Annotated in this window: 14 protein-coding genes; 4 read left to right on the plus strand and 10 right to left on the minus strand. The window is 69.2% G+C overall.

Annotated features, from left to right (window positions below; genetic code table 11):
- Positions 1–64: 64 nt before the first annotated feature.
- Positions 65–1,228 (plus strand): lipid-A-disaccharide synthase, encoded by a 1,164-nt coding sequence (gene lpxB / locus AQY21_RS10890; protein ID WP_058097685.1) that lies wholly within the window; start codon positions 65–67, stop codon positions 1,226–1,228.
- Here lpxB and AQY21_RS10895 read toward each other — a convergent pair.
- Positions 1,203–1,553, minus strand: a complete 351-nt coding sequence (locus AQY21_RS10895) for a RidA family protein (protein ID WP_058097686.1) — start codon at positions 1,551–1,553, stop codon at positions 1,203–1,205. The genes lpxB and AQY21_RS10895 overlap by 26 nt on opposite strands.
- A gap of 27 nt (positions 1,554–1,580) precedes the next feature.
- A complete protein-coding gene (locus AQY21_RS10900; RefSeq protein WP_058097687.1) occupies positions 1,581–2,327 on the minus strand; it encodes a sulfite exporter TauE/SafE family protein in 747 nt (248 codons plus the stop codon).
- 554 nt (positions 2,328–2,881) lie between these two features.
- On the opposite strand from AQY21_RS10900, the gene rpmG reads away from it, so the two are divergent.
- Entirely contained in the window at positions 2,882–3,049 is a 168-nt protein-coding gene (rpmG, locus tag AQY21_RS10905; RefSeq protein ID WP_011750518.1) for a 50S ribosomal protein L33, read from the plus strand.
- A gap of 316 nt (positions 3,050–3,365) precedes the next feature.
- Here the strand turns inward: rpmG and AQY21_RS10910 are convergent, their stop codons facing one another.
- From AQY21_RS10910 to AQY21_RS10930, 5 genes are all read right to left on the minus strand, one after another.
- The gene (locus AQY21_RS10910) at positions 3,366–6,599 is read right to left on the minus strand and encodes an error-prone DNA polymerase (RefSeq protein WP_058097688.1); all 3,234 of its coding nucleotides are present in this window, start codon (positions 6,597–6,599) and stop codon (positions 3,366–3,368) included.
- Entirely contained in the window at positions 6,599–8,119 is a 1,521-nt protein-coding gene (locus AQY21_RS10915; RefSeq protein WP_058097689.1) for a DNA polymerase Y family protein, read from the minus strand. The genes AQY21_RS10910 and AQY21_RS10915 overlap by 1 nt, the downstream gene beginning before the upstream one ends.
- Positions 8,025–8,702, minus strand: a complete 678-nt coding sequence (locus AQY21_RS10920) for an ImuA family protein (protein ID WP_058097690.1) — start codon at positions 8,700–8,702, stop codon at positions 8,025–8,027. The genes AQY21_RS10915 and AQY21_RS10920 overlap by 95 nt, the downstream gene beginning before the upstream one ends.
- A gap of 290 nt (positions 8,703–8,992) precedes the next feature.
- Entirely contained in the window at positions 8,993–9,976 is a 984-nt protein-coding gene (locus tag AQY21_RS10925) for an asparaginase (RefSeq protein WP_152988197.1), read from the minus strand.
- A 183-nt stretch (positions 9,977–10,159) separates the two neighbouring features.
- Positions 10,160–10,864 carry a FadR/GntR family transcriptional regulator gene (locus AQY21_RS10930; protein WP_369807759.1) on the minus strand — a complete coding sequence of 235 codons (705 nt, stop codon included), beginning with the start codon at positions 10,862–10,864 and terminating at the stop codon, positions 10,160–10,162.
- Positions 10,865–11,247: 383 nt separating this feature from the next.
- On the opposite strand from AQY21_RS10930, the gene AQY21_RS10935 reads away from it, so the two are divergent.
- On the plus strand, positions 11,248–12,438 hold the full coding sequence (locus AQY21_RS10935; protein WP_058097692.1) for a multidrug effflux MFS transporter: 1,191 nt from the start codon (positions 11,248–11,250) through the stop codon (positions 12,436–12,438).
- Positions 12,439–12,442: 4 nt separating this feature from the next.
- On the opposite strand, the gene AQY21_RS10940 is transcribed toward AQY21_RS10935, so the two are convergent.
- The 3 genes from AQY21_RS10940 to AQY21_RS10950 form a co-directional block, all read right to left on the minus strand.
- Positions 12,443–13,420: a siderophore-interacting protein gene (locus AQY21_RS10940; protein WP_058097693.1), complete on the minus strand. Its 978-nt coding sequence runs from the start codon at positions 13,418–13,420 to the stop codon at positions 12,443–12,445.
- A 70-nt stretch (positions 13,421–13,490) separates the two neighbouring features.
- On the minus strand, positions 13,491–14,552 hold the full coding sequence (gene ada / locus AQY21_RS10945) for a bifunctional DNA-binding transcriptional regulator/O6-methylguanine-DNA methyltransferase Ada (protein ID WP_058097694.1): 1,062 nt from the start codon (positions 14,550–14,552) through the stop codon (positions 13,491–13,493).
- 94 nt (positions 14,553–14,646) lie between these two features.
- Positions 14,647–15,351, minus strand: a complete 705-nt coding sequence (locus AQY21_RS10950; RefSeq protein WP_058097695.1) for a helix-turn-helix domain-containing protein — start codon at positions 15,349–15,351, stop codon at positions 14,647–14,649.
- 273 nt (positions 15,352–15,624) lie between these two features.
- Here AQY21_RS10950 and AQY21_RS10955 point away from each other — a divergent pair, with 273 nt between their 5' ends.
- Entirely contained in the window at positions 15,625–18,342 is a 2,718-nt protein-coding gene (locus tag AQY21_RS10955; protein WP_058097696.1) for an MFS transporter, read from the plus strand.
- The last annotated feature ends 6 nt before the right edge of the window (positions 18,343–18,348 follow it).

The raw sequence follows: 18,348 nt of genomic DNA on the forward strand, positions 1-18,348 counted from the left end.
AAGACCGGGGTGCTTCTTCGTTGTTCAAATACCCGTATCGGGGCATGGCAAGCGGAGCGGCGCGATGAAATTCTTCCTGATCGCGGGCGAGCCTTCGGGTGACAATCTGGGCGGCGCCCTGATGGATGGCCTGAAGAGCCTCGATCCGGGCGCCGAATTCCTGGGCGTCGGTGGGCCCGCCATGACCGCGCAGGGGCTGGAAAGCCGCTTTCCCATGGAGGAACTGAGCCTGATGGGCATCTGGGAGGTGCTGCCGAAGTATCGCGCGCTCAAGGCCCGGATCGCCGAGACCGCCCGCGCCGTTGCCGAGGCCCGGCCCGATGCGCTGATCACCATCGACAGCCCGGATTTCTGCCTGCGCGTCGCGCGCCAGGCGCGGGCGCTGAACCCGCAGCTGCGCACCATCCATTATGTCGCGCCCTCGGTCTGGGCCTGGCGGCCGGGGCGGGCGAAGAAGATGGCCGAGGCGATCGATCATGTGCTGGCGATTCTGCCCTTCGAGCCGCCGCTGATGCAGGCCGCCGGCATGAGCTGCGATTTCGTCGGCCATCCCATCGTCGCCGAGCCGGTGGCGGGCGCGGCCGAGGCGGCGGCTTTTCGCGCCGCGCACGGCATCGCGGCGGATGCGCCGCTGGTGCTGTGCCTGCCGGGCTCGCGCCGGACCGAGGTGGGCCGGCTGGGTCCGCGCTTCGACGAGGCGTTGATCCGGCTGCGCGACCGGGTGCCCGAGATTCGCGTGGTGATCCCGACCGTGCGGGGCGTCTCGGGGTTGGTGCGCGACATGGCGCGGCGCTGGCCGACAGCGCCGGTGGTGGTCGAGCGGCCCGAGGAAAAGCGGGCCGCCTTTGCCGCCGCCGACCTGGCGCTGGCGGCCTCGGGGACGGTCAGCCTGGACCTGGCCGCGAACGACGTGCCCATGGTGATCGGCTATGACGTGGCGCCGCTCAGCCGGCTCATCATCGGGTTGCTGCTTCGGACCGACACGGTGACGCTGGTCAACCTGGTCAGCGAGACACGCGCGGTGCCGGAATATTTGGGCCGCAACTGCCAGCCGGGGCCGATGTCGCAGGCGCTCTACCGGCTGGTCGAGGACCCCGAGGAACGCGCGGCGCAGCGCGCCGCCATGGTGCTGACCATGGAGCGGCTGGGGCGCGGCGGCGAGGCTCCCGGCCTGCGCGCCGCGCGTTCGGTCATGGCGGTGATCAGTTCTGCGCCGCGACCACGATGATCTCGACCTTGTAGTCGGGCGTCGCCAGCGCCGATTCGCCGGTGGCGCGGGCGGGGGCGTGGCCGGGGGCGACCCAGCCGTCCCAGACGGCGTTCATCTCGGCGAAATCGGCCATGTCAGCCAGCCAGACCTGGGCCGAGAGGATGCGGGTCTTGTCCGAGCCGCATTCCGCCAGCAGCCGGTCGATCTGGGCCAGCACCTCGCGAGTCTGCTCGGTCACCGATTCGCCCGGCTTGCCGACCTGGCCGGCCAGATAGACGTTGCCGTTATGGACGACCGCCTGGCTCATGCGGGGGCCGGTCTCGATGCGCTTGATCTCGGACATGGTAAATCCTTTCGGGTTGGGCTGGCGTCAGAGGAGCCGCCAGAAGAACAGCGCCGTCATGCCAAAGCCGATGGCCGCGATCAATGCCCGCAGCGCCGGGACCGGGATGCGCCGGGCCACCGGCGCGCCCAGATAGCCGCCGAACACGGTGCCAAGGCTCATCAGCGCCGCAGGCCACCAGGCGACCTGCCCGCCCGCCGCGAAGATCGCGAAGGAGATCACCGACAGCGCGAAGGACAGCCAGTTCTTCAGCCCGTTCATCTGGTTCAGCTGCGTCATGCCCCAGAGCGCGAACAGCGCCAGCAGCACGATGCCCAGCCCGCCGTTGAAATAGCCGCCATAGATCGCCACCGGCACCATGGTCCCGGCGCCGAAGGGGGCGACCGAGTTGCGATGCTGCGCCGCCCATTCCCGCACCCGGGCGCCCCAGATGAAGACCGAGGTCGCCGCCAGCAGCAGGAAGGGTACCAGCACCGCGAAGGCCTGGTTCGACGAGACCAGCAGCAGGCAGGAGCCGACGATGCCGCCGGCCAGCGTCCAGAAGGTCAGCCGCAGCACCAGCGCGCGCTGGATCTGCGCGATCTCGTGGCGGAACCCCAGCGCGGCGGACAGATAGCCGGGCAGGGCGGCGACCGTGCTGGTGGCATTGGCCGAGACCACCGGCACGCCGCTGGCGACGAGGGCGGGGAAGGTGATGAAGGTGCCGCCGCCGGCGACGGCGTTCAGCATCCCGCCCAGGAAGCCGGCGGCGAGCATCAGCAGGGTGTCGGTCATGCGGGGCGGCTCCTGTTCGTGGCGGGGCGCCTATGCTTAGCCCTGGGGGCTCTGAGCGTCCAGCCATGCGAGGCGCGGCGACGGGCTCCGCCTGCCGGGGCGCGACGGGTTCGGCCGGAACGTCCTTCGCCTTGGTCCGCTGCTGGCTGCTGCAAGGGGCAGCGGATGGCGCTCGGGCCGTCGCATGTGGCGCAGCGGCGCTTGATGCGGTAGAGGGCGTGGTGGAGGATGATGGCCAAGGTCAGAAGCCGGGCCATCGGATCACAGGTCGTTTGCGGATATCGGCCCATAGGCAGATCGCCCAGGGGGTTCCGGCTTGCAGGCCGGTTGCGCGATACATCCGGGCGCCCCGTTGCGGCAGCAAAAAGGCTGTCCGGCGATCCGCTGCGGGTCGCTGTAGGCGGGGTTGACGCTTGGACCGCTTTCGCCGCGACCAGGTCGATTCTTCGTTGATTCCCGGTTGACTCCGTCCGTTCTGCCGCTAAAAGGCGGGCTTCAAGAGAATTCCACGGGGTTCGCGGCACGCGTTTTGCCCCGCAGTAGGAGCGAAACAGATGGCGAAGCCGACGACGATCAAGATCCGTCTGAACTCGACGGCCGGGACCGGGCATTTCTATGTCACCAAGAAAAACGCCCGCACGATGACCGAAAAGATGACGGTCAACAAATACGACCCGGTTGTCCGCAAGCATGTCGAATACAAGGAAGGCAAGATCAAGTAAGATCTGCCCCTGACGGAACGGCTTGGGAACCGCGTCCCGCAAGGGGCGCGGTTTCCGCATATGCGCCCCGATCAAGGCCGTCTCCGCCTGAGGCAATGGACCGGCCCGGCGCGCGGGGAAGCGTCCGCTGGCCAAAGCCGGTGCGGGCTTTGCCGGGGTTTCGGCTTGTACGCGCGCGGGAAACCCTTGTCCGCGGACGGGGCGGCTGCCCGGGTTTGCGCTTGCACGCGCAGGCAAAGCCGCTTCCGGGATAGGGCACCCGCGCGGCCCCGTCTGTTTCTGCCGCCATCGGGCGCGCCGGCCTGTTTCCGGTTGGTTAGTGAAAATCCCGCGATTTCGGCAGGATGCGCACCTGGCGCGGATGGCTCGGCCGGGGCTGGGGCAGCGTGGCCGGCGCCTCTCCGGCCAGGCGCAGCAGCGCGTCGGAACGGTCGCCCAGCCAATGCGCGACGATATGGGTCACGCCTTCGGCGCGCTGGAGCTGGCCATGCACTTCCAGCAAACGGGCGGTCATCACCACCTTGCGGAATTGCGCGAAAATCTTTTTCCAGACCACCAGATTCGCCACGCCGGTCTCGTCTTCCAACGTGACGAAGCAGGTGCCGTTGGCGCTGCCGGGGCGCTGGCGGACCAGCACGATGCCGGCCATGCGCAGGTTGGCGCGGTTCGGTAGCCGGGCCAGGCCGGCGGCCGGAACATAGCCCTGCTCCGTCAGGCTGCGGCGCAGAAAGGCCATGGGATGGGCCTTCAGCGACAGGCGCAAGGTCTGGTAATCGGCGGTGACATGTTCGCACAGCGGCATGGCGGGCAGGGTGACGGCGGGCTCGCCCCCCTCGTCCCGACGCCCGAACAGCGGCAGTTCCGGTGCGTCGCGCAGGGCGCGCGCCTGCCAGAGCCCGGCCCGCCGGTCCAGCCCCATCGAGCGCAGCGCATCGGCCGCCGCGATCAGCCGGATGGCCCGGGCATCGAGCCCGGCGCGGGTCTTGAGGTCGACCAGGTCGGCATAGGCTTCGTGGCGCGCCTGCTTGATGCGTTCGGCCAGTGCCTCGGACAGCCCGTCGATCTGGCGCAGGCCGAGGCGCAGGGCGAAGGTGCCGTCGCAAGGCTCCAGCGTGTTGTCCCATTCGCTGATGTTCACATCCGCCGGCAGCACGGTGACGCCGTGGTCGCGCGCGTCGCGCACGATCTGGGCCGGGGCGTAGAAGCCCATCGGCTGGCTGTTCAGCAGCGCCGCCGCGAAGGCGGCCGGGTGATGGCATTTCAGCCAGGCCGAGACATAGGCGAGATGCGCGAAGGCCGCCGCATGGCTTTCGGGGAAACCGTAATCGCCGAAGCCCTTGATCTGGTTGAAGCACCGTTCGGCGAAGTCGCGGTCGTAGCCGCGTTCGACCATCTTGCCGACCATCCTGTCCTGCAATTGCCCGATCGTCCCGCGCGAGCGGAAGGTGGCCATGGCCTTGCGCAACTCGTCCACCTCGTCCGGGGTGAACTCGGCAGCGACCATGGCGATCTTCATCGCCTGCTCCTGAAAGATCGGCACGCCTTCGGTGCGAAACAGGATGTTCTTCAACTCGTCCGGGTCGCCATCCCTGGGACCGGGATATTCCACGGCTTCCTGCTTGTTTCGACGCCGCAGATAGGGATGGACCATGTTGCCCTGGATCGGGCCGGGGCGGACGATGGCGACCTGGATCACCAGGTCGTAGAATTTCTTGGGTTTCAGGCGCGGCAGCATGGCCATCTGCGCCCGGCTTTCGACCTGGAAGGTGCCGATGCTGTCGCCTCTTTGCAGCATGGCGTAGGTTTCCGGGTCGTCCCGGTCGAAATCCGACAGCGTCAGCGCCTTGCCGTAATGCGCCCGGACCAGTTCGAAGCATTTGCGGATGCAGGTCAGCATCCCCAGCGCCAGCACATCGACCTTGAGGATGCGCAATTCGTCGATGTCGTCCTTGTCCCATTCGATGAAGCTGCGTTCCGGCATGGCGGCATTGCCGATGGGCACGGTTTCCGACAGCGGTCCCTCGGTCAGCACGAAGCCGCCGACATGCTGCGACAGGTGGCGCGGCATGCCGATCATCTCCTCGGCCAGCCGGACCGTGCGCCGCAGCAAGGGGTCGCCAAGGTCCAGCCCCGCCTGGTCGGTCGAGGCCGCCGACATGTCCTTGCCCCAACTGCCCCAGACCGTGTCGGCCAGGGCCGAGGTGACGTCCTCGGACAGGCCCATGACCTTGCCGACCTCGCGGATGGCGCTGCGCGGACGGTAATGGATCACCGTGGCGCAGAGCCCGGCGCGTTCGCGGCCATATGCGTCATAGATGTGCTGGATGACCTCCTCGCGCCGCTCATGCTCGAAATCCACGTCGATATCGGGCGGCTCCTTGCGGTTTTCGCTGATGAAGCGCTCGAACAGCAGCTCGTGCTTGGCGGGATCGACCGGAGTGATGCCGAGGACGTAGCAAACCGCCGAATTCGCCGCCGAGCCGCGGCCCTGGTTCAGGATGCCCTGGTCTTCGGCATAGCGGACGATGTCGTGGATGGTCAGGAAATATTGCGCGATCTCCTTCCGGCGGATCAGCGCCAGTTCCTTGACCAGCGTGGCGCGGACCTTCTCGGGCACGCCCGAGGGATAGCGCCAGGCCGCGCCCTGCCAGGTCAGGTTTTCCAGATGCTGCTGCGGGGTCAGGCCGGGCGGCACGCTTTCGCGGGGGTATTCGTATCGCAGCTCGTCCAGCGAGAAGCGGCAGCTGTCGGCAATCTCGCGCGTGGCGCGGATGGCATGGGGCCAGCCGGCGAACAGCCGCGCCATCTCGGCCGGCGGCTTCAGGTGGCGCTCGGCATTTTGCGCCAGCAGCAGCCCGGCCCGGGCGATGGTGCTGCCCTCGCGGATGCAGGTCATCACGTCCTGAAGCGGGCGGCGGTCGGGGGCGTGGTAATGCACGTCGTTCACCGCGACGATCGACAGCCCCGCCGCCCGCGCCGCCCGGTCCAGCCGGTTGATCCGCGCCCGGTCGTCGCCGCGATAAAGCCAGCTTGCCGCAACATGCGACAGTTGCGGCAGGCGCGCGGAGAGGCCGGGCAGGGGCGACAGGTCGTCGCCCGGCAACCAGATCAGCCGCATTCCCTGCGCATGGGCGGCCAGGTCGCCCAGGCTCAGGTCGCAGCGGCCCTTCTTTTGCCATTTCCCGTCCAGGTCGTGCCGCCGCCCCTTGGTGATCAGCGAGGCGAGCCGGCCATAGGCGGCGCGGTCGGTCGGATAGGCCAGGAAGCCGGTGCCGCAGGCCAGCACGATCCGCGCCCCGATCACCGGGCGCAGGTGCAGCTTTTTCGCTGCGGCATGCAACCGCACCACGCCGGCCAGGCTGTTCAGGTCGGCGATCCCCAGCGCGTCATAGCCGAGAAGATGCGCCGCCAGCGCCAGTTCGCGCGGATGCGAGGCGCCGTGCAGGAAGCTGAAGGCGCTGGTCACCGCCAGCTCGACATAATCCGCGGGCGGGTTTGGATGCTCGACCGCGGGCAGCGGGATCTCGGGGCGGGCATGATGGTCGGGCATCAGGCGAAGATCCCGTGCAGGAACCAGCGCGGCGCGCCGCCGCGGCCGTCATGGACCAACCCCTCGCGATAGATCCACAGCCGCAGGCCGCTGTCGTCCTCGATGCGGAAATAGTCGCGCAGCCGGGTGCCGGGGCGGTCGTGCCACCATTCCGGGGCGATGCGCTCGGGTCCGGCATGGCGGGCGACGCGCAGGGTCTGGCGGCGCCAGACGAATTGCGCCGGCGGCCCCTCGGGGATGGCGTAGAGCACGCGGATCTCCTCGGGCGGGGTGAGCAGGCGGATCGGCCGGTCGGGGCGCGCGGACAGGGCGGGAGCGGCGGCCAGCGGCGGGCCGGGGGTCTCGGCGCGTTCGGGGACATGGCTTTCCCGCGGCAGCGGGCGGCTGATCGCCGCCGCGCCGAAGCGCGCCGCCAGCCGGTCCACCAGCCGCGCCAGCGCCAGCCCCTGGGGTGCCGCGCCGTCGAGGCCGGGCTGGGCCTGGGCCAGCGGCTCGACCGCCTCGGCCGCCAGGCGGATCAGGTCAAAGCCATAGCCGGGGTCCAGCCGCTCCAGCCGGCCGTCGAACAGGCGCAGCAGATGGCCGGGATCGCGCGTCGGCGCGGCCATGGCGACGCGGATGTCGCGCCGCTCGCCATCCATGCGAAACACCGACAGGCACAGCCGACGGCAGCCGCGATCCGCCGCCGCCATCTGGGCGCAAAGCGCGTCCAGCAGTCCGGGCAGCCAGTCCGAGGGGTCCATCACCGGCTCGGCCAGCCGGGCCTCGGCGGCGAATTCCGGGGCGGGCTCGGGTGCGTCCAGCGGTTCGGCCGCGCGCCCCAGCGCCTGGTCGAGCCGGATCAGCGGGTTGTCCTGCGGCTCGGCCCGGGCGAAACGGCGCATCAGCGACAGGCGCGGAAGGACGGCCAGGTCGCCGACGGTCTTGAGCCCCAGCCGGCGCAAGAGCAGCAGGGTTTCCCCCGACAGCCGCAGCCCGGCCACCGGCAGCGGCGCCAGTGCCGGCAGGGGATCGGTGCAGATTGCGCGCTCGGGGCCAAAGCGGGCCAGCGCCCAGGCCGCACCGCGCGTCGGTGCCAGCGCCAGCCGCGCGGTCAGCCCGGCGCGGGCGAAGCCGGCCTGGATTTCGGCCAGCAGCGCCGCCTCGCCGCCGAACAGATGCGCGGTGCCGGTGGTGTCCAGAATGATGCCCTCCGTGCCGTCTGCTGTGCTGAAGGGCCCCCAGCGCCGCGCCCAGAAGGCCAGCCGCGCCAGCCTTGCCGCGTCGCGGTCGGGCTCGGCCGGCTCGATGCGCAGGGCGGGACAGATGGCGCGGCTGTCCACGGCGCGGGCGCCGATCCGGGCGCCGGCCAGTTCGGCGGCGCGGTTCGCGGCATGGATGACGGGTCCGTGAGGGCCGGGTGCGGCCAGGACTAGCGGCACATCCTCAGGCCAGGCGTCGCCCCGGCGTGCCATGCGGCTCTGCCAGCTCTCGATCGCGAGGCGGGGCAGAGAAATCGAGACGATCCGCCGCCCGGTCATGGCGCGCCACCCAGGTCGCGGGCGGGCGGCCGCGCGCCCGGAACAGTTCGGCCAGCCAGCGCGGCTCGCCCGGCGCCTGCGGATCGTCCGGGTCGAGAGCCGAGGGCAGCGGCGTCAGCCGCCAGCGCATCCGCGCCGCGCTGGCTTCGGGCCGGGCGGCATGGCGGATCAGCCAGCAGGGCAGGCCCGAAGCCTCGGCCCGCAGCGCAAGCCGGCGGCTGGCGGTGAAGCTCAGCGCCGGGGCGGGGCCATGGATCTCGCCCACCACGGCGGCGAGGGCGCGGCCTTGCAGCCCATCCTCCAGCGCGGCCAGCACATCGGCGGGACGCGTCAGGTCCAGCCGCAGCAGGTCGCGGCCCATGCCGGGCAGGAAGGGGGCGCCGAACTCGGCCCGGCTCAGCCGGTCCTGCGCCCAGAGCACCAGCCCCGGCGGCAGCGCCGCCCGCACGAAGCCGGGTGCCGCACCCGCAAGGGACCGGGTGCCGAAGGCTTCGGACAAGGTCGCCGCCGCCGGATCCGGCAGCGCAGGGACTGGCGCCCGTCCGGAAGGCACCAGTCCGAAGGGGAAAGGGCGAGCGGACATGGTTCAGTCAATATGTTCCTGATTTGTTCTTATTCTGCCGCTGAAGATTCGTCAATCGCGATATTGCCGCAGCGCCGGGGCTTCCGGATGCCCGCTCCCTCCCTGCGCGGGATGGAACCGTGACCGGCCGGCGTGTCGGCGTCGGTCAATCGCGTGTGAGGGCCATGCGGCCGTGGGCCGGCCGTGCGATGGCATCGCGCAAACCTGGCGCAAGGCGCGGCGGCGCAGGCGATACGGTCGTGAACGGAACCTGCCCGGCGCGCTTCTGACGAAAGGCCGCGTGGCCGATTTCAGGCTGATGCGGTTTCGGGCGCGGTTTCGAAGGCGCGGGCGATCTCGGCCGCGGAGCAGCCATTGGCCAGCATCGCCGCCAGCAGGATGCGCGCCTGCCCGGGCCGCAGCAGTCGGGCATGGATGGCGCCCGCGCGCCGCATGTCATGGCCGCCGCCGCCGCCGCCATAGATCGGAGACAGCAGCCCCTCGGGCACCCGGCTGGAGACCACCACCACCACGCCCTGCGCCCGGGCGCGCGCGATGGCGGCGACCAGTTCGGGCGTGGCATTGCCCGATCCCAGCGCCGAGATCACGATGCCGCGGGCGCCGGCGGTCAGGCTGGCCTCGAGATGCAACCCGTCGCTGCCGGGATGGGTGGCGACGATATCGACACGCAGGCCATCGACCGGCGCGGGCAGGGGCCGGCTGACGGTCGCGCCTTCATCGGCCACGCGGCGGAAGGCGTCGGGTGCGTCCGAGGTGAACTTGTACAGCCCCCAGACCGGCAGCACCCGGCCGCCGAAAGCCAACGTCACCCCGCCCTGTCCCGGCTGTCGCAGCGCCGCGCAGACGGCATCGGCCAGGTTGCGCCCCCCGTCCGAATGCGGATGGTCGGCGGTGAATTGCGCCCCGGTGAACACGACCGGCTTGCGCGGCGCGTGCTGCAATTGCACCAGAAGCGCGGTTTCCTCCATCGCATCGGTGCCGTGCAATGCGACGATGCCGGCGATGCCGGGATCGGCCAGTTCGGCCGCCACCGCGTCGCTGATGCGCTGCATGTCGGCGAGGGTCAGGCTGGCGGAATCCTTGGCCAGCACCTCGCGCGGGCGCAGCGCGACCTCCATGGGCGGCAGCAGCGCCAAAAGATCCTCGGCCCCCAGACGGGGGCTGGCGGCGCCATCCGCGCCGCGGCTGCTGGCAATGGTGCCGCCGGTGGCAAGGACCGCCAGCAGCGGAATCTGTCCGGTCCCGGTCACGACACGAGCCGCATGGTTCAGCAATCCCTCCCTTGCAGACCTTTGGCCGGCCGGGCACGCCCGTCTCGCCGCGATCTGTCTGACAGCTTGCGATAACCACGGCGGGCGCCGGGGTCAAGCCACCCTGTCGCTTGCGTCATGCGCGATCTTGCGTGCAGGGGCCGAAAGCGGAAGGATCATTGCCGCGCCGGGCGCGGAATCGGAAGATCAGGTATTGGCGGGGTGCTGGCTGATGATCCAGGTCATCGCCTGCTCGACCTCGTGCAGGTGGTCGCGCATCGCGGCCTGCGCCTCGGCCTCGGAACCGGCGGCGATCGCCTCGGCGATGCGGCGGTGTTCGTGATTCGAGGTCACGCGGCGATCCGCCATCAGGTTCACCAGTTCCGACTGCCGCATCAGCGCGTCGCGGGAATCGGTGACGATGCGGGCGAACAGCCGGTTGCGTGCGGCCTCGGCGATCAGGCAGTGGAAGTCCGAATCCAGCCGGACCCATTTCAGCGCATCCTCCTGCCGCTCCATGCTGTCGCAGAGTTGCAGAAGCCGGGCCATGTCCTCGTCGTTGCGGCGCAGGGCGGCCCAGCCGGAGGCGGGGATCTCGATGAAGGGGCGGGCCTCGATCAGCTCGCGCGCCGAATAATTGCCATAGGCCAGTTCCGGCGCCTGCCGGTCCGAGATCACGAAGCTGCCGCTGCCGCTGCGGCTGCGCGTCAGCCCCAGCGTTTGCAGCGAGCGCATGGCTTCGCGGATGATCGGGCGGCTGACGCCGTAATGCTCGGCCAGCTTGGCCTCGGAGGGCAGCCGGATGCCGACCGGCAAGCGGCCAGCCAATATTGCGCCTCGCAGATCCTCGAACACCGTTTCGGCGGCGTTTTTCCGACTGACCGGGCTCTTTTGGGACAACCAATCAGCCACCTTGTTCATGGCGCCAATGTTGCATGTCAGGCGCACCTGTCAAGCCATGGCGACGGAGGCCGCAATTTTTACCAATACATGATGGCAGCACTGAGCAGTCCGACCAAGCCGGCGATCTGTGCCATGAAAATCAGGTGATAGATCCTCATCCGCGTGCTCCGCGTTCAGAATCCGGGGGAAAAACACTCATCATCCTGACGGCTGCCGCCGGGCTTGGGAAGTCCGATTCCGGGCAGGCTGAACATTTATCAATTCCCGGCCGCGCCGCCGGACGGGGTTGCGCCCGTCCTTGCGGTATGGCAGTCAGGGCCGGCGGCGGCGAACGACCCTTGGCGCGATTCTGCGCCCGCACTCCCTATATCTGACATATCACAGGTTTTCCGATGCGTGATCCCCTGTTCCGCATGGCCCTGCTTCTTGGCCTGCTTTCCGCCGTCGGTCCCTTCGCGATCGACATGTATCTGCCGGCGCTGCCGCAGGTGGCCAGCGATCTGCACACCACCGAGGCGGGGGCGGCGCTGACGCTGACCTCGTATTTCATCGTCTTCGGCTTCGCGCAGATGATCTATGGCCCGATGGCGGATGCGGTCGGGCGCAAGAAGCCGCTGGTGATCGGCGTGGCGATCTTTCTGGTCGCCACCGTGGCGGCGAGCCTGGCGCCGACCATCGGCTGGCTGATCGCCGCCCGCGCCGTGCAGGGCCTGGGGGCCGCGACGCTGATGGCGGTGCCGCGCGCGGTGATCCGCGACATGGCGACCGGCCCCGCGGCGGCGAAGATGATGGCGGCGATCATGATCGTGATCTCGGTCTCGCCGATGCTGGCGCCGCTGACCGGCTCGGCGGTGATGGCCTGGGGCGGCTGGCGCGAGATCTTTGCCGTGCTCGCCGCCGCCGCATTGCTGAGCCTGGCGCTGATCCTGTTCGTGCTGCCCGAGACCCTGCCGGCCGAGCGGCGCCGGCCCGTGCGGCTGGCGGCCATGGCGGCGGGGATGCGGCGGCTGCTGGCCGACCGCCGCTTTCTGGGCCTGACCATGATCGGCGGCTTCGGCATGGCCAGTTTCTTCGTGTTCCTGGCTGCGGCGAGCTTCGTCTATACAAGGCAATACGGGCTCAGCCCGACCGGGTTCTCGCTGGCCTTCGCGGTGAATGCCGTCGGCTTCTTCTCGGCCTCGCAGTTCGCCGGCCGGCTGGCGGAGCGTTTCGGGATGGAGCGGGTGATCTCGCTGGCCATCACCGGCTTTGCCGGACTGGCGCTGGCCCTGTCGCTGGTGGTGCTGTCTGGCTGCGACGGCCTGCCGGTGGTGATCGCCGGGCTGTTCCTGGCCAATGCCTGTCTGGGGCTGGTCATGCCGACGGCCATGGTCATGTCGCTGGACCCGCATCCCGACATCGCCGGGCTCGCCTCGTCGCTGGGTGGCACCATCCAGATGCTGACCGGGGGGCTGATGATCGCCGTGACCGGGCCGCTCCTGGACAATACCGCGGCCACCATGGTGCCGGCGATCGCGCTTTGCGCGCTTCTTGCCTGGGGGGCGGCGGCGGCCTCGCTGCCGCGGCTGCGGATCCTGGCCTGAGGGTTCAGTCCCAATAGGCGGCGGCGGTGAACTCGCGGCGGGCAAGGCCGCGCGCGACAAGCCGCCGCCGCGCCTCGCGGGCTTCATGCGCGGGGCCCGCGAACCAGACATGGCGGTCCTGCGCCGCATCGAAGCCGGCGGCGTCCAGCGCGGCCAGCAGGTCGTCGCAGCGGCTGACGCGCGGGTCGCGGGCCAGTTCGGCCAGATCCTCGGGCGCGGCGCGCAGGACGGCCTGCACCTCGCCGCGCGCCTGATCCAGCATCCGCGCGATGGCGGGCAGGGCGGTTTCGTCCCCAAAGAGCCACAGCCGGCCGGCCTCGGGGCAACCGCCGCCGCCGGGGCCGATCAGCCCGACCGGATCGCCGGGCCGGGCGCGATCCGCCCAGTCGCAGGTCGGGCTGTCCGCATGGCGGAAGATGTCGAAATCGACCCAGTCCCCGTCCTGCGCGGCCACGGTATAGACGGCGCGATGCGGCGCATCCGGCCCGTCGGGCCAGACGGTGCGGCCGCTGGCGGCGATGCGCGGCCAATGCGGCCTGCGCCCGGCCGGCGGCAGCAGCAGGCGGAAATGCAGCGAACCCTCGCCGAAGCGGGCGGCATCCTCGCCCGCGACGCGGACGCGCAGGAAGCCGGGCGTGCGCGCCGCGACCCCGACCACCCGCATCAGCGACAGGCCGGGGGCCAGCGCGCCCTCGTCGACATTGTCCCAGCGGATGCCCAGGCCCTGTTCCTCGAACAGCGTGGTGGCGGTGTCCTGCAAATTGCCGATCAGCCGCCGCTCGGGCGCGCTGAGTTCAAGCCGGGCCGAGGCGCCGTCGCGGATCAGCGCCAGCTCGCAGCCCCAAAGATGCAGCGCCAGGCTGTCGGGGGTCTCGATCAGGTCGATCTCCCATTCCGCGGCGCGGGCCTTGAGCGCGGCCGCCGCCACCCCCGAGGCCGAACCGAGGATTCCTGTGCTGCGATAGGGTCTGATCGGGAACATGGCAGGTCTTTCCGGCAGCCAGCATCGCGGGCGGATATATACCCAAGAGAAACGCTCGGCAATACGTCGCCTATGCGGCCCCCTCGCGGTCGAGCAGGGCGCGCTTGCGCGCCACGCCCCAGCGATAGCCGGACAGCGCGCCGTCGCTGCGTACGACGCGGTGGCAGGGGATGGCGACGGCGATCGGGTTCGCGGCGCAGGCTTGCGCCACGGCGCGGCTGGCTTGCGGCTCGCCGATGCGGCGGGCGATATCGGCATAGCTGGCGGTGGTGCCGGGCGGGATCTGGCGCAAGGCCTGCCAGACCCGCTGCTGGAAGGCGGTGCCGCGAATGTCCAGCGGCAGGTCCAGCCCGATGCCCGGCGCCTCGATGAAGCCGACGACGCGCGCGACCAGCGCCTCGAATGCCGCGTCGCCGCCGATCAGCGTCGCCGCCGGAAAGCGGTCCTGGAAATCGCGCAACAGCGCCTCGGGGTCGTCGCCAAGCGCAATGGCGCAGATGCCGCGCTGGCTTTGCGCGACCAGGATCGCCCCAAGCGCGCATTGCCCCAGCGCAAAGCGGATCTCGGCCCCCGCACCGCCCTTGCGCCAGGCCGAGGGCGTCATGCCCAGCATTCCATCGGCGCTTTCATAGAAACGGCTGTTCGAGTTGAAGCCCGCCTCATAGATCGCGCCGGTGACGCTGGCGCCATTGGCCAGCTGGGCGCGCAGCCGTCCGGCGCGATGCGCGGCGGCATAGGCGCGCGGCGTCAGCCCGGTGACGGCCTTGAACTGGCGGTGAAAATGGAACGGGCTCAGTCCCGCCGCCTCGGCCAGCGCATCGAGTCCGGGCGGCGTGTCTGAAGCCTCGATCAGCCGGCAGGCCGCGGCGACCAGCGCGGCATTGGCCTCGGCCACCGAGGCGCCGCGGGGATTGCAGCGCCGACAGGGACGAAAGCCCGCCGCCTCGGCCTGATCGGGCGAGGCGTAGAGGGTCACGTTCTGCGGCTTGGCCCGCCGCGACGGGCAGGAGGGCCGGCAATAGACCCCGGTGGTGCGCACGGCATAGACGAAGCTGCTATCTGCCGCCGCGTCGCGGGCCAGCACCTGCTGCCAGCGGGGATCGCTTTCGGTCGGGATCGGGGCATGGTCCATGGCAGGAACCTTTCTGCTGCGTCATTCCTGCTATCATATCTAGGAGCGGCCGACGACCGCCGCACTCCGCCGCTTGCGGTCGAATCCCGGTCCCTCAGGGAATGTTCAGCGCCGTGTCCAGCAGGGTGTTGGGCTGCACCAGCGCCTTGAGCGCGGCCGCGTCGGTGATGGTGACGCGCATGCCGTCGATATGCACGCCATGCTCGCGCAGCGCCTTGAAGGCGCGCGACAGGCTTTCCGGCGTCATCCCCAGATAAGAGGCCAGCAGCCGCTTTTCCTGCGGCAGCACGAAGCCCTTCGCGCCGCCGGCATCGAGCGATCTTTGCCACAGATAGGCCCCCAGCCTTTCGCGGGCATTGCGCAGCTTGAGGTTCTTGGCATGGCGTACGAGGTTGCGATAGCCCTCGGAAAGCTCTTGCACGGCGGCGAGGGCGAAGCCGGGATCGCGGGCAAAGGCGGCGCGCACGTCCACCGCCGGGATCAGCACGATCCGCGACCGCTGCAAGGTGCGCGCCGACATCAGATAGGGCGCATCGCGCATGCAGGCGGCCAGGATGAAGGTGGCGACCGGCTGGACCACGGCCATGGTGGTGTCGCGGTTCTGCCAATGGGCGTAAAGCTCGACAGCGCCTTCCAGCACGACATGCAGGAAATTCGCCGCCTCTCCCTGCCGGATCAGCTCCAGCTGCGCGGGAAACACCTGATCATAGGCGGCATGCATCAGCGCGTCGAAAGCCGGGCTGGTCATGTTGGAAAACAGCGACAGTTTGCGAATGTCGTTGCGGTCTTCGTCGCGCATGTCGGCTGTCCTGAGATGGCTGGTGGAATCGCCGCCAACGTTGCATGAATGTTGATATTTGTCAATCAAAGGAGGCACATTTGTCATTAAATCAAGCGTCATGTGCTGCAAGGAGGTTTGAACATTTACCGGGCTGGAAGGCGCAGAAGCCAAATCCGGTCGGTTTCCCCGGTGCAGGGGCAGGAAGTTGATTCAGATCAAACCTTGCCGCCCGGGGGCGTGATGGGTGAGCGCCAGAAACCGCGCGCGAAAGTCCCAATCGGAGCATCCGCCATGCCGGACCCAAGTTCCTTTCCCCCGACGCAGCAGCAAAAGGCGCTGTGGCTCAGCACCACCGCCTTCACGCTGTGCTTCGCCGTCTGGACGATCTTTTCCATCATCGGCATCACCATCAAGGAAGAGCTCGGCCTGACCGAGTTCGAATATGGCGTGCTAATCGCCACGCCCATCCTGACCGGATCTCTGGTCCGGATCATCCTGGGCGTCTGGACCGAACGCTATGGCGGGCGGCTGGTGTTCTCGCTGCAAATGCTGTTCACCGGCCTTGCCACCTGGGCACTGACCTGGGCCGACAGCTATCTCGGCTTTCTGCTGGCGGCGCTGGGCGTCGGCCTGGCGGGCGGCTCCTTCATCATCGGCGTCGCCTATGTCTCGAAATGGTTCCCGGCCCAGCGCCAGGGCACCGCGCTGGGCATCTTCGGCATGGGCAACGTGGGCGCCGCGGTGACCAAGTTCATCGCGCCCTTCATCCTGGTCGCCTGGGGCTGGCAGGCCGTGGCGCAGATCTGGGCGGTGGGCATCGCGCTGATGGGCGTGATCTTTCTGCTGGTCGCCCGCGACGATCCCGATTTCGAGGCCCGCCGCGCCCAGGGCATTGCCGCGCCCAGCTTGGCCGAGCAATTTGCGCCGCTGAAGAAGCTCCAGGTCTGGCGCTTCGCGCTTTACTATTTCTTCGTCTTCGGCGGCTTCGTCGCCCTGGCGCTGTGGCTGCCGCATTACCTGACGCAGGTTTACGGCGTCGATCTGCGGGTCGCCGGCATGGCGGCGGCGGCCTTCAGCCTGTCGGCCAGCATCTTTCGCGCCTATGGCGGCATCCTGTCGGACCGCTTCGGCGCGCGCACGGTGATGTACTGGACCTTCGGCTTCAGCGCCCTGTTCCTGTTCATGCTGTCCTATCCGCCGACCGATTACACCATTCGCGGCAAGGACGGGCTGATCTCGTTCTCGACCGAGATGGGGCTCTGGCCCTTCGTGGTGACGCTGTTCGCGCTGGGCTTCTTCATGAGCCTGGGCAAGGCCGCGATCTTCAAGCATATCCCGGTCTATTACCCGAACCATGTCGGGGCGGTCGGCGGCCTCGTGGGCATGATCGGCGGCCTGGGCGGCTTCATCCTGCCCATCGTCTTCGGCGCGCTTCTGGACCTGACGGGGATCTGGACCTCCAGCTTTGCGCTGCTGTTCCTGGTGGTCGTCGTCTCGATGGCCTGGATGCACCTGTCGATCCGCGCCATGGAGCGCCGCGCGCAGGGCCGGGCCCTGGACCGGCTGCCGAACTTTCCCGAACTGGCCGAGGTGCATGACCCCGAGCGCACGGTGATGCCGCGCGTGCTGGACGACTGGCGCCCCGAGAACCCGACCTTCTGGGCCGAGCAGGGCCGCCGGATCGCCAGGCGCAACCTGTGGATCTCGATCCCGGCGCTGACGCTTGCCTTCGCGGTCTGGATGGTCTGGTCGGTGGTGGTGGCCAAGCTGCCGCTGATCGGCTTCGACTTCGGCCAGGACCAGCTGTTCTGGCTGGCGGCGCTGCCGGCGCTGTCCGGCGCCACGCTGCGCATCTTCTACAGCTTCATGGTGCCGATCTTTGGCGGGCGGCTGTGGACGACGCTGTCGACCGCCTCGCTGCTGATCCCGGCCATGGGCATCGGCTATGCGGTGCAGGATCCCTCGACGCCCTATCTGATCTTCGTGGTGCTGGCGCTGCTATGCGGGCTCGGGGGGGCGAACTTCGCCTCATCCATGGCCAATATCAGCTTCTTCTTTCCCAAGGCCGAAAAGGGCAACGCCCTGGGGCTGAACGCCGGCCTGGGCAACCTGGGCGTATCGCTGATGCAGTTCCTGGTGCCCATCGCCATCACCGCCGGCATCTTCGGCGCCATGGGCGGCGCCCCGCAGGAGCTTTCGGACGGCGGCCGGCTGTGGATGCAGAACGCGGGCTTCATCTGGGTGCCCTTCATCATCGCCTCGACCATCGCGGCCTGGCTGGGCATGAACGACATCACCGATGCCCGCGCCAGCTTCCGCGAGCAGGCGGTGATCTTCACCCGCAAGCACAACTGGGTGATGTGCCTGCTCTATATCGGCACCTTCGGCAGCTTCATCGGCTATTCGGCGGGCTTCCCGCTGCTGATCGGCCTGGCCTTCCCCGAGGTGAACGCACTGCAATTCGTCTTCCTCGGCCCGCTGGTCGGCGCGCTCAGCCGCGCGGGCACCGGCTGGCTTTCGGATCGGGTCGGCGGCGGGCGGGTGACCTTCTGGGTCTTTGCCGGCATGATCGCCTCGGTCGCGCTGGTGATCGTCTCGCTTCAGGCGCTGTCCTTCTGGGGCTTCTTCGCGGGCTTCATGGCGCTGTTCTTCTTTACCGGGGTCGGCAATTCCTCGACCTTCCAGATGATCCCGGTGATCATGCGCAAGGAAGTCGCCCGGCTGGAGCCGCAGCTTTCGCCCGAGGATGGCCGCCGCCAGTCGGACCGCGAATCCGCCGCGATCATCGCCTTCACCAGCGCGATCGGCGCCTATGGCGGCTTCTTCATCCCCAAGGCCTATGGCAGCTCGATCGCCCTGACCGGATCGGCGCTCGGCGCGCTCTGGGCCTTCCTCGGCTTCTACGTGCTCTGCCTTGCCGTGACCTGGGTGTTCTACACCCGGCCGGGCGGCCTGTTGCACGACATCGAACGCGGCCGCGCCCCTGCCGGCGCCGCCACCCCCGCCTGACATAGG

The organism is Paracoccus sp. MKU1 (assembly GCF_001447385.1).
In the GTDB taxonomy this organism is placed as follows: Bacteria; Pseudomonadota; Alphaproteobacteria; order Rhodobacterales; family Rhodobacteraceae; genus Paracoccus.

What these genes read in the sequence shown, in the direction of transcription:
- lpxB (WP_058097685.1), top strand. Translation starts at nt 65, where the DNA reads ATGAAATTCTTCCTGATCGCGGGCGAGCCTTCGGGTGACAATCTGGGC.
- AQY21_RS10895 (WP_058097686.1), bottom strand. Translation starts at nt 1,553, where the DNA reads ATGTCCGAGATCAAGCGCATCGAGACCGGCCCCCGCATGAGCCAGGCG.
- AQY21_RS10900 (WP_058097687.1), bottom strand. Translation starts at nt 2,327, where the DNA reads ATGACCGACACCCTGCTGATGCTCGCCGCCGGCTTCCTGGGCGGGATG.
- rpmG (WP_011750518.1), top strand. Translation starts at nt 2,882, where the DNA reads ATGGCGAAGCCGACGACGATCAAGATCCGTCTGAACTCGACGGCCGGG.
- AQY21_RS10910 (WP_058097688.1), bottom strand. Translation starts at nt 6,599, where the DNA reads ATGCCCGACCATCATGCCCGCCCCGAGATCCCGCTGCCCGCGGTCGAG.
- AQY21_RS10915 (WP_058097689.1), bottom strand. Translation starts at nt 8,119, where the DNA reads ATGACCGGGCGGCGGATCGTCTCGATTTCTCTGCCCCGCCTCGCGATC.
- AQY21_RS10920 (WP_058097690.1), bottom strand. Translation starts at nt 8,702, where the DNA reads ATGTCCGCTCGCCCTTTCCCCTTCGGACTGGTGCCTTCCGGACGGGCG.
- AQY21_RS10935 (WP_058097692.1), top strand. Translation starts at nt 11,248, where the DNA reads ATGCGTGATCCCCTGTTCCGCATGGCCCTGCTTCTTGGCCTGCTTTCC.
- AQY21_RS10940 (WP_058097693.1), bottom strand. Translation starts at nt 13,420, where the DNA reads ATGTTCCCGATCAGACCCTATCGCAGCACAGGAATCCTCGGTTCGGCC.
- ada (WP_058097694.1), bottom strand. Translation starts at nt 14,552, where the DNA reads ATGGACCATGCCCCGATCCCGACCGAAAGCGATCCCCGCTGGCAGCAG.
- AQY21_RS10950 (WP_058097695.1), bottom strand. Translation starts at nt 15,351, where the DNA reads ATGCGCGACGAAGACCGCAACGACATTCGCAAACTGTCGCTGTTTTCC.
- AQY21_RS10955 (WP_058097696.1), top strand. Translation starts at nt 15,625, where the DNA reads ATGCCGGACCCAAGTTCCTTTCCCCCGACGCAGCAGCAAAAGGCGCTG.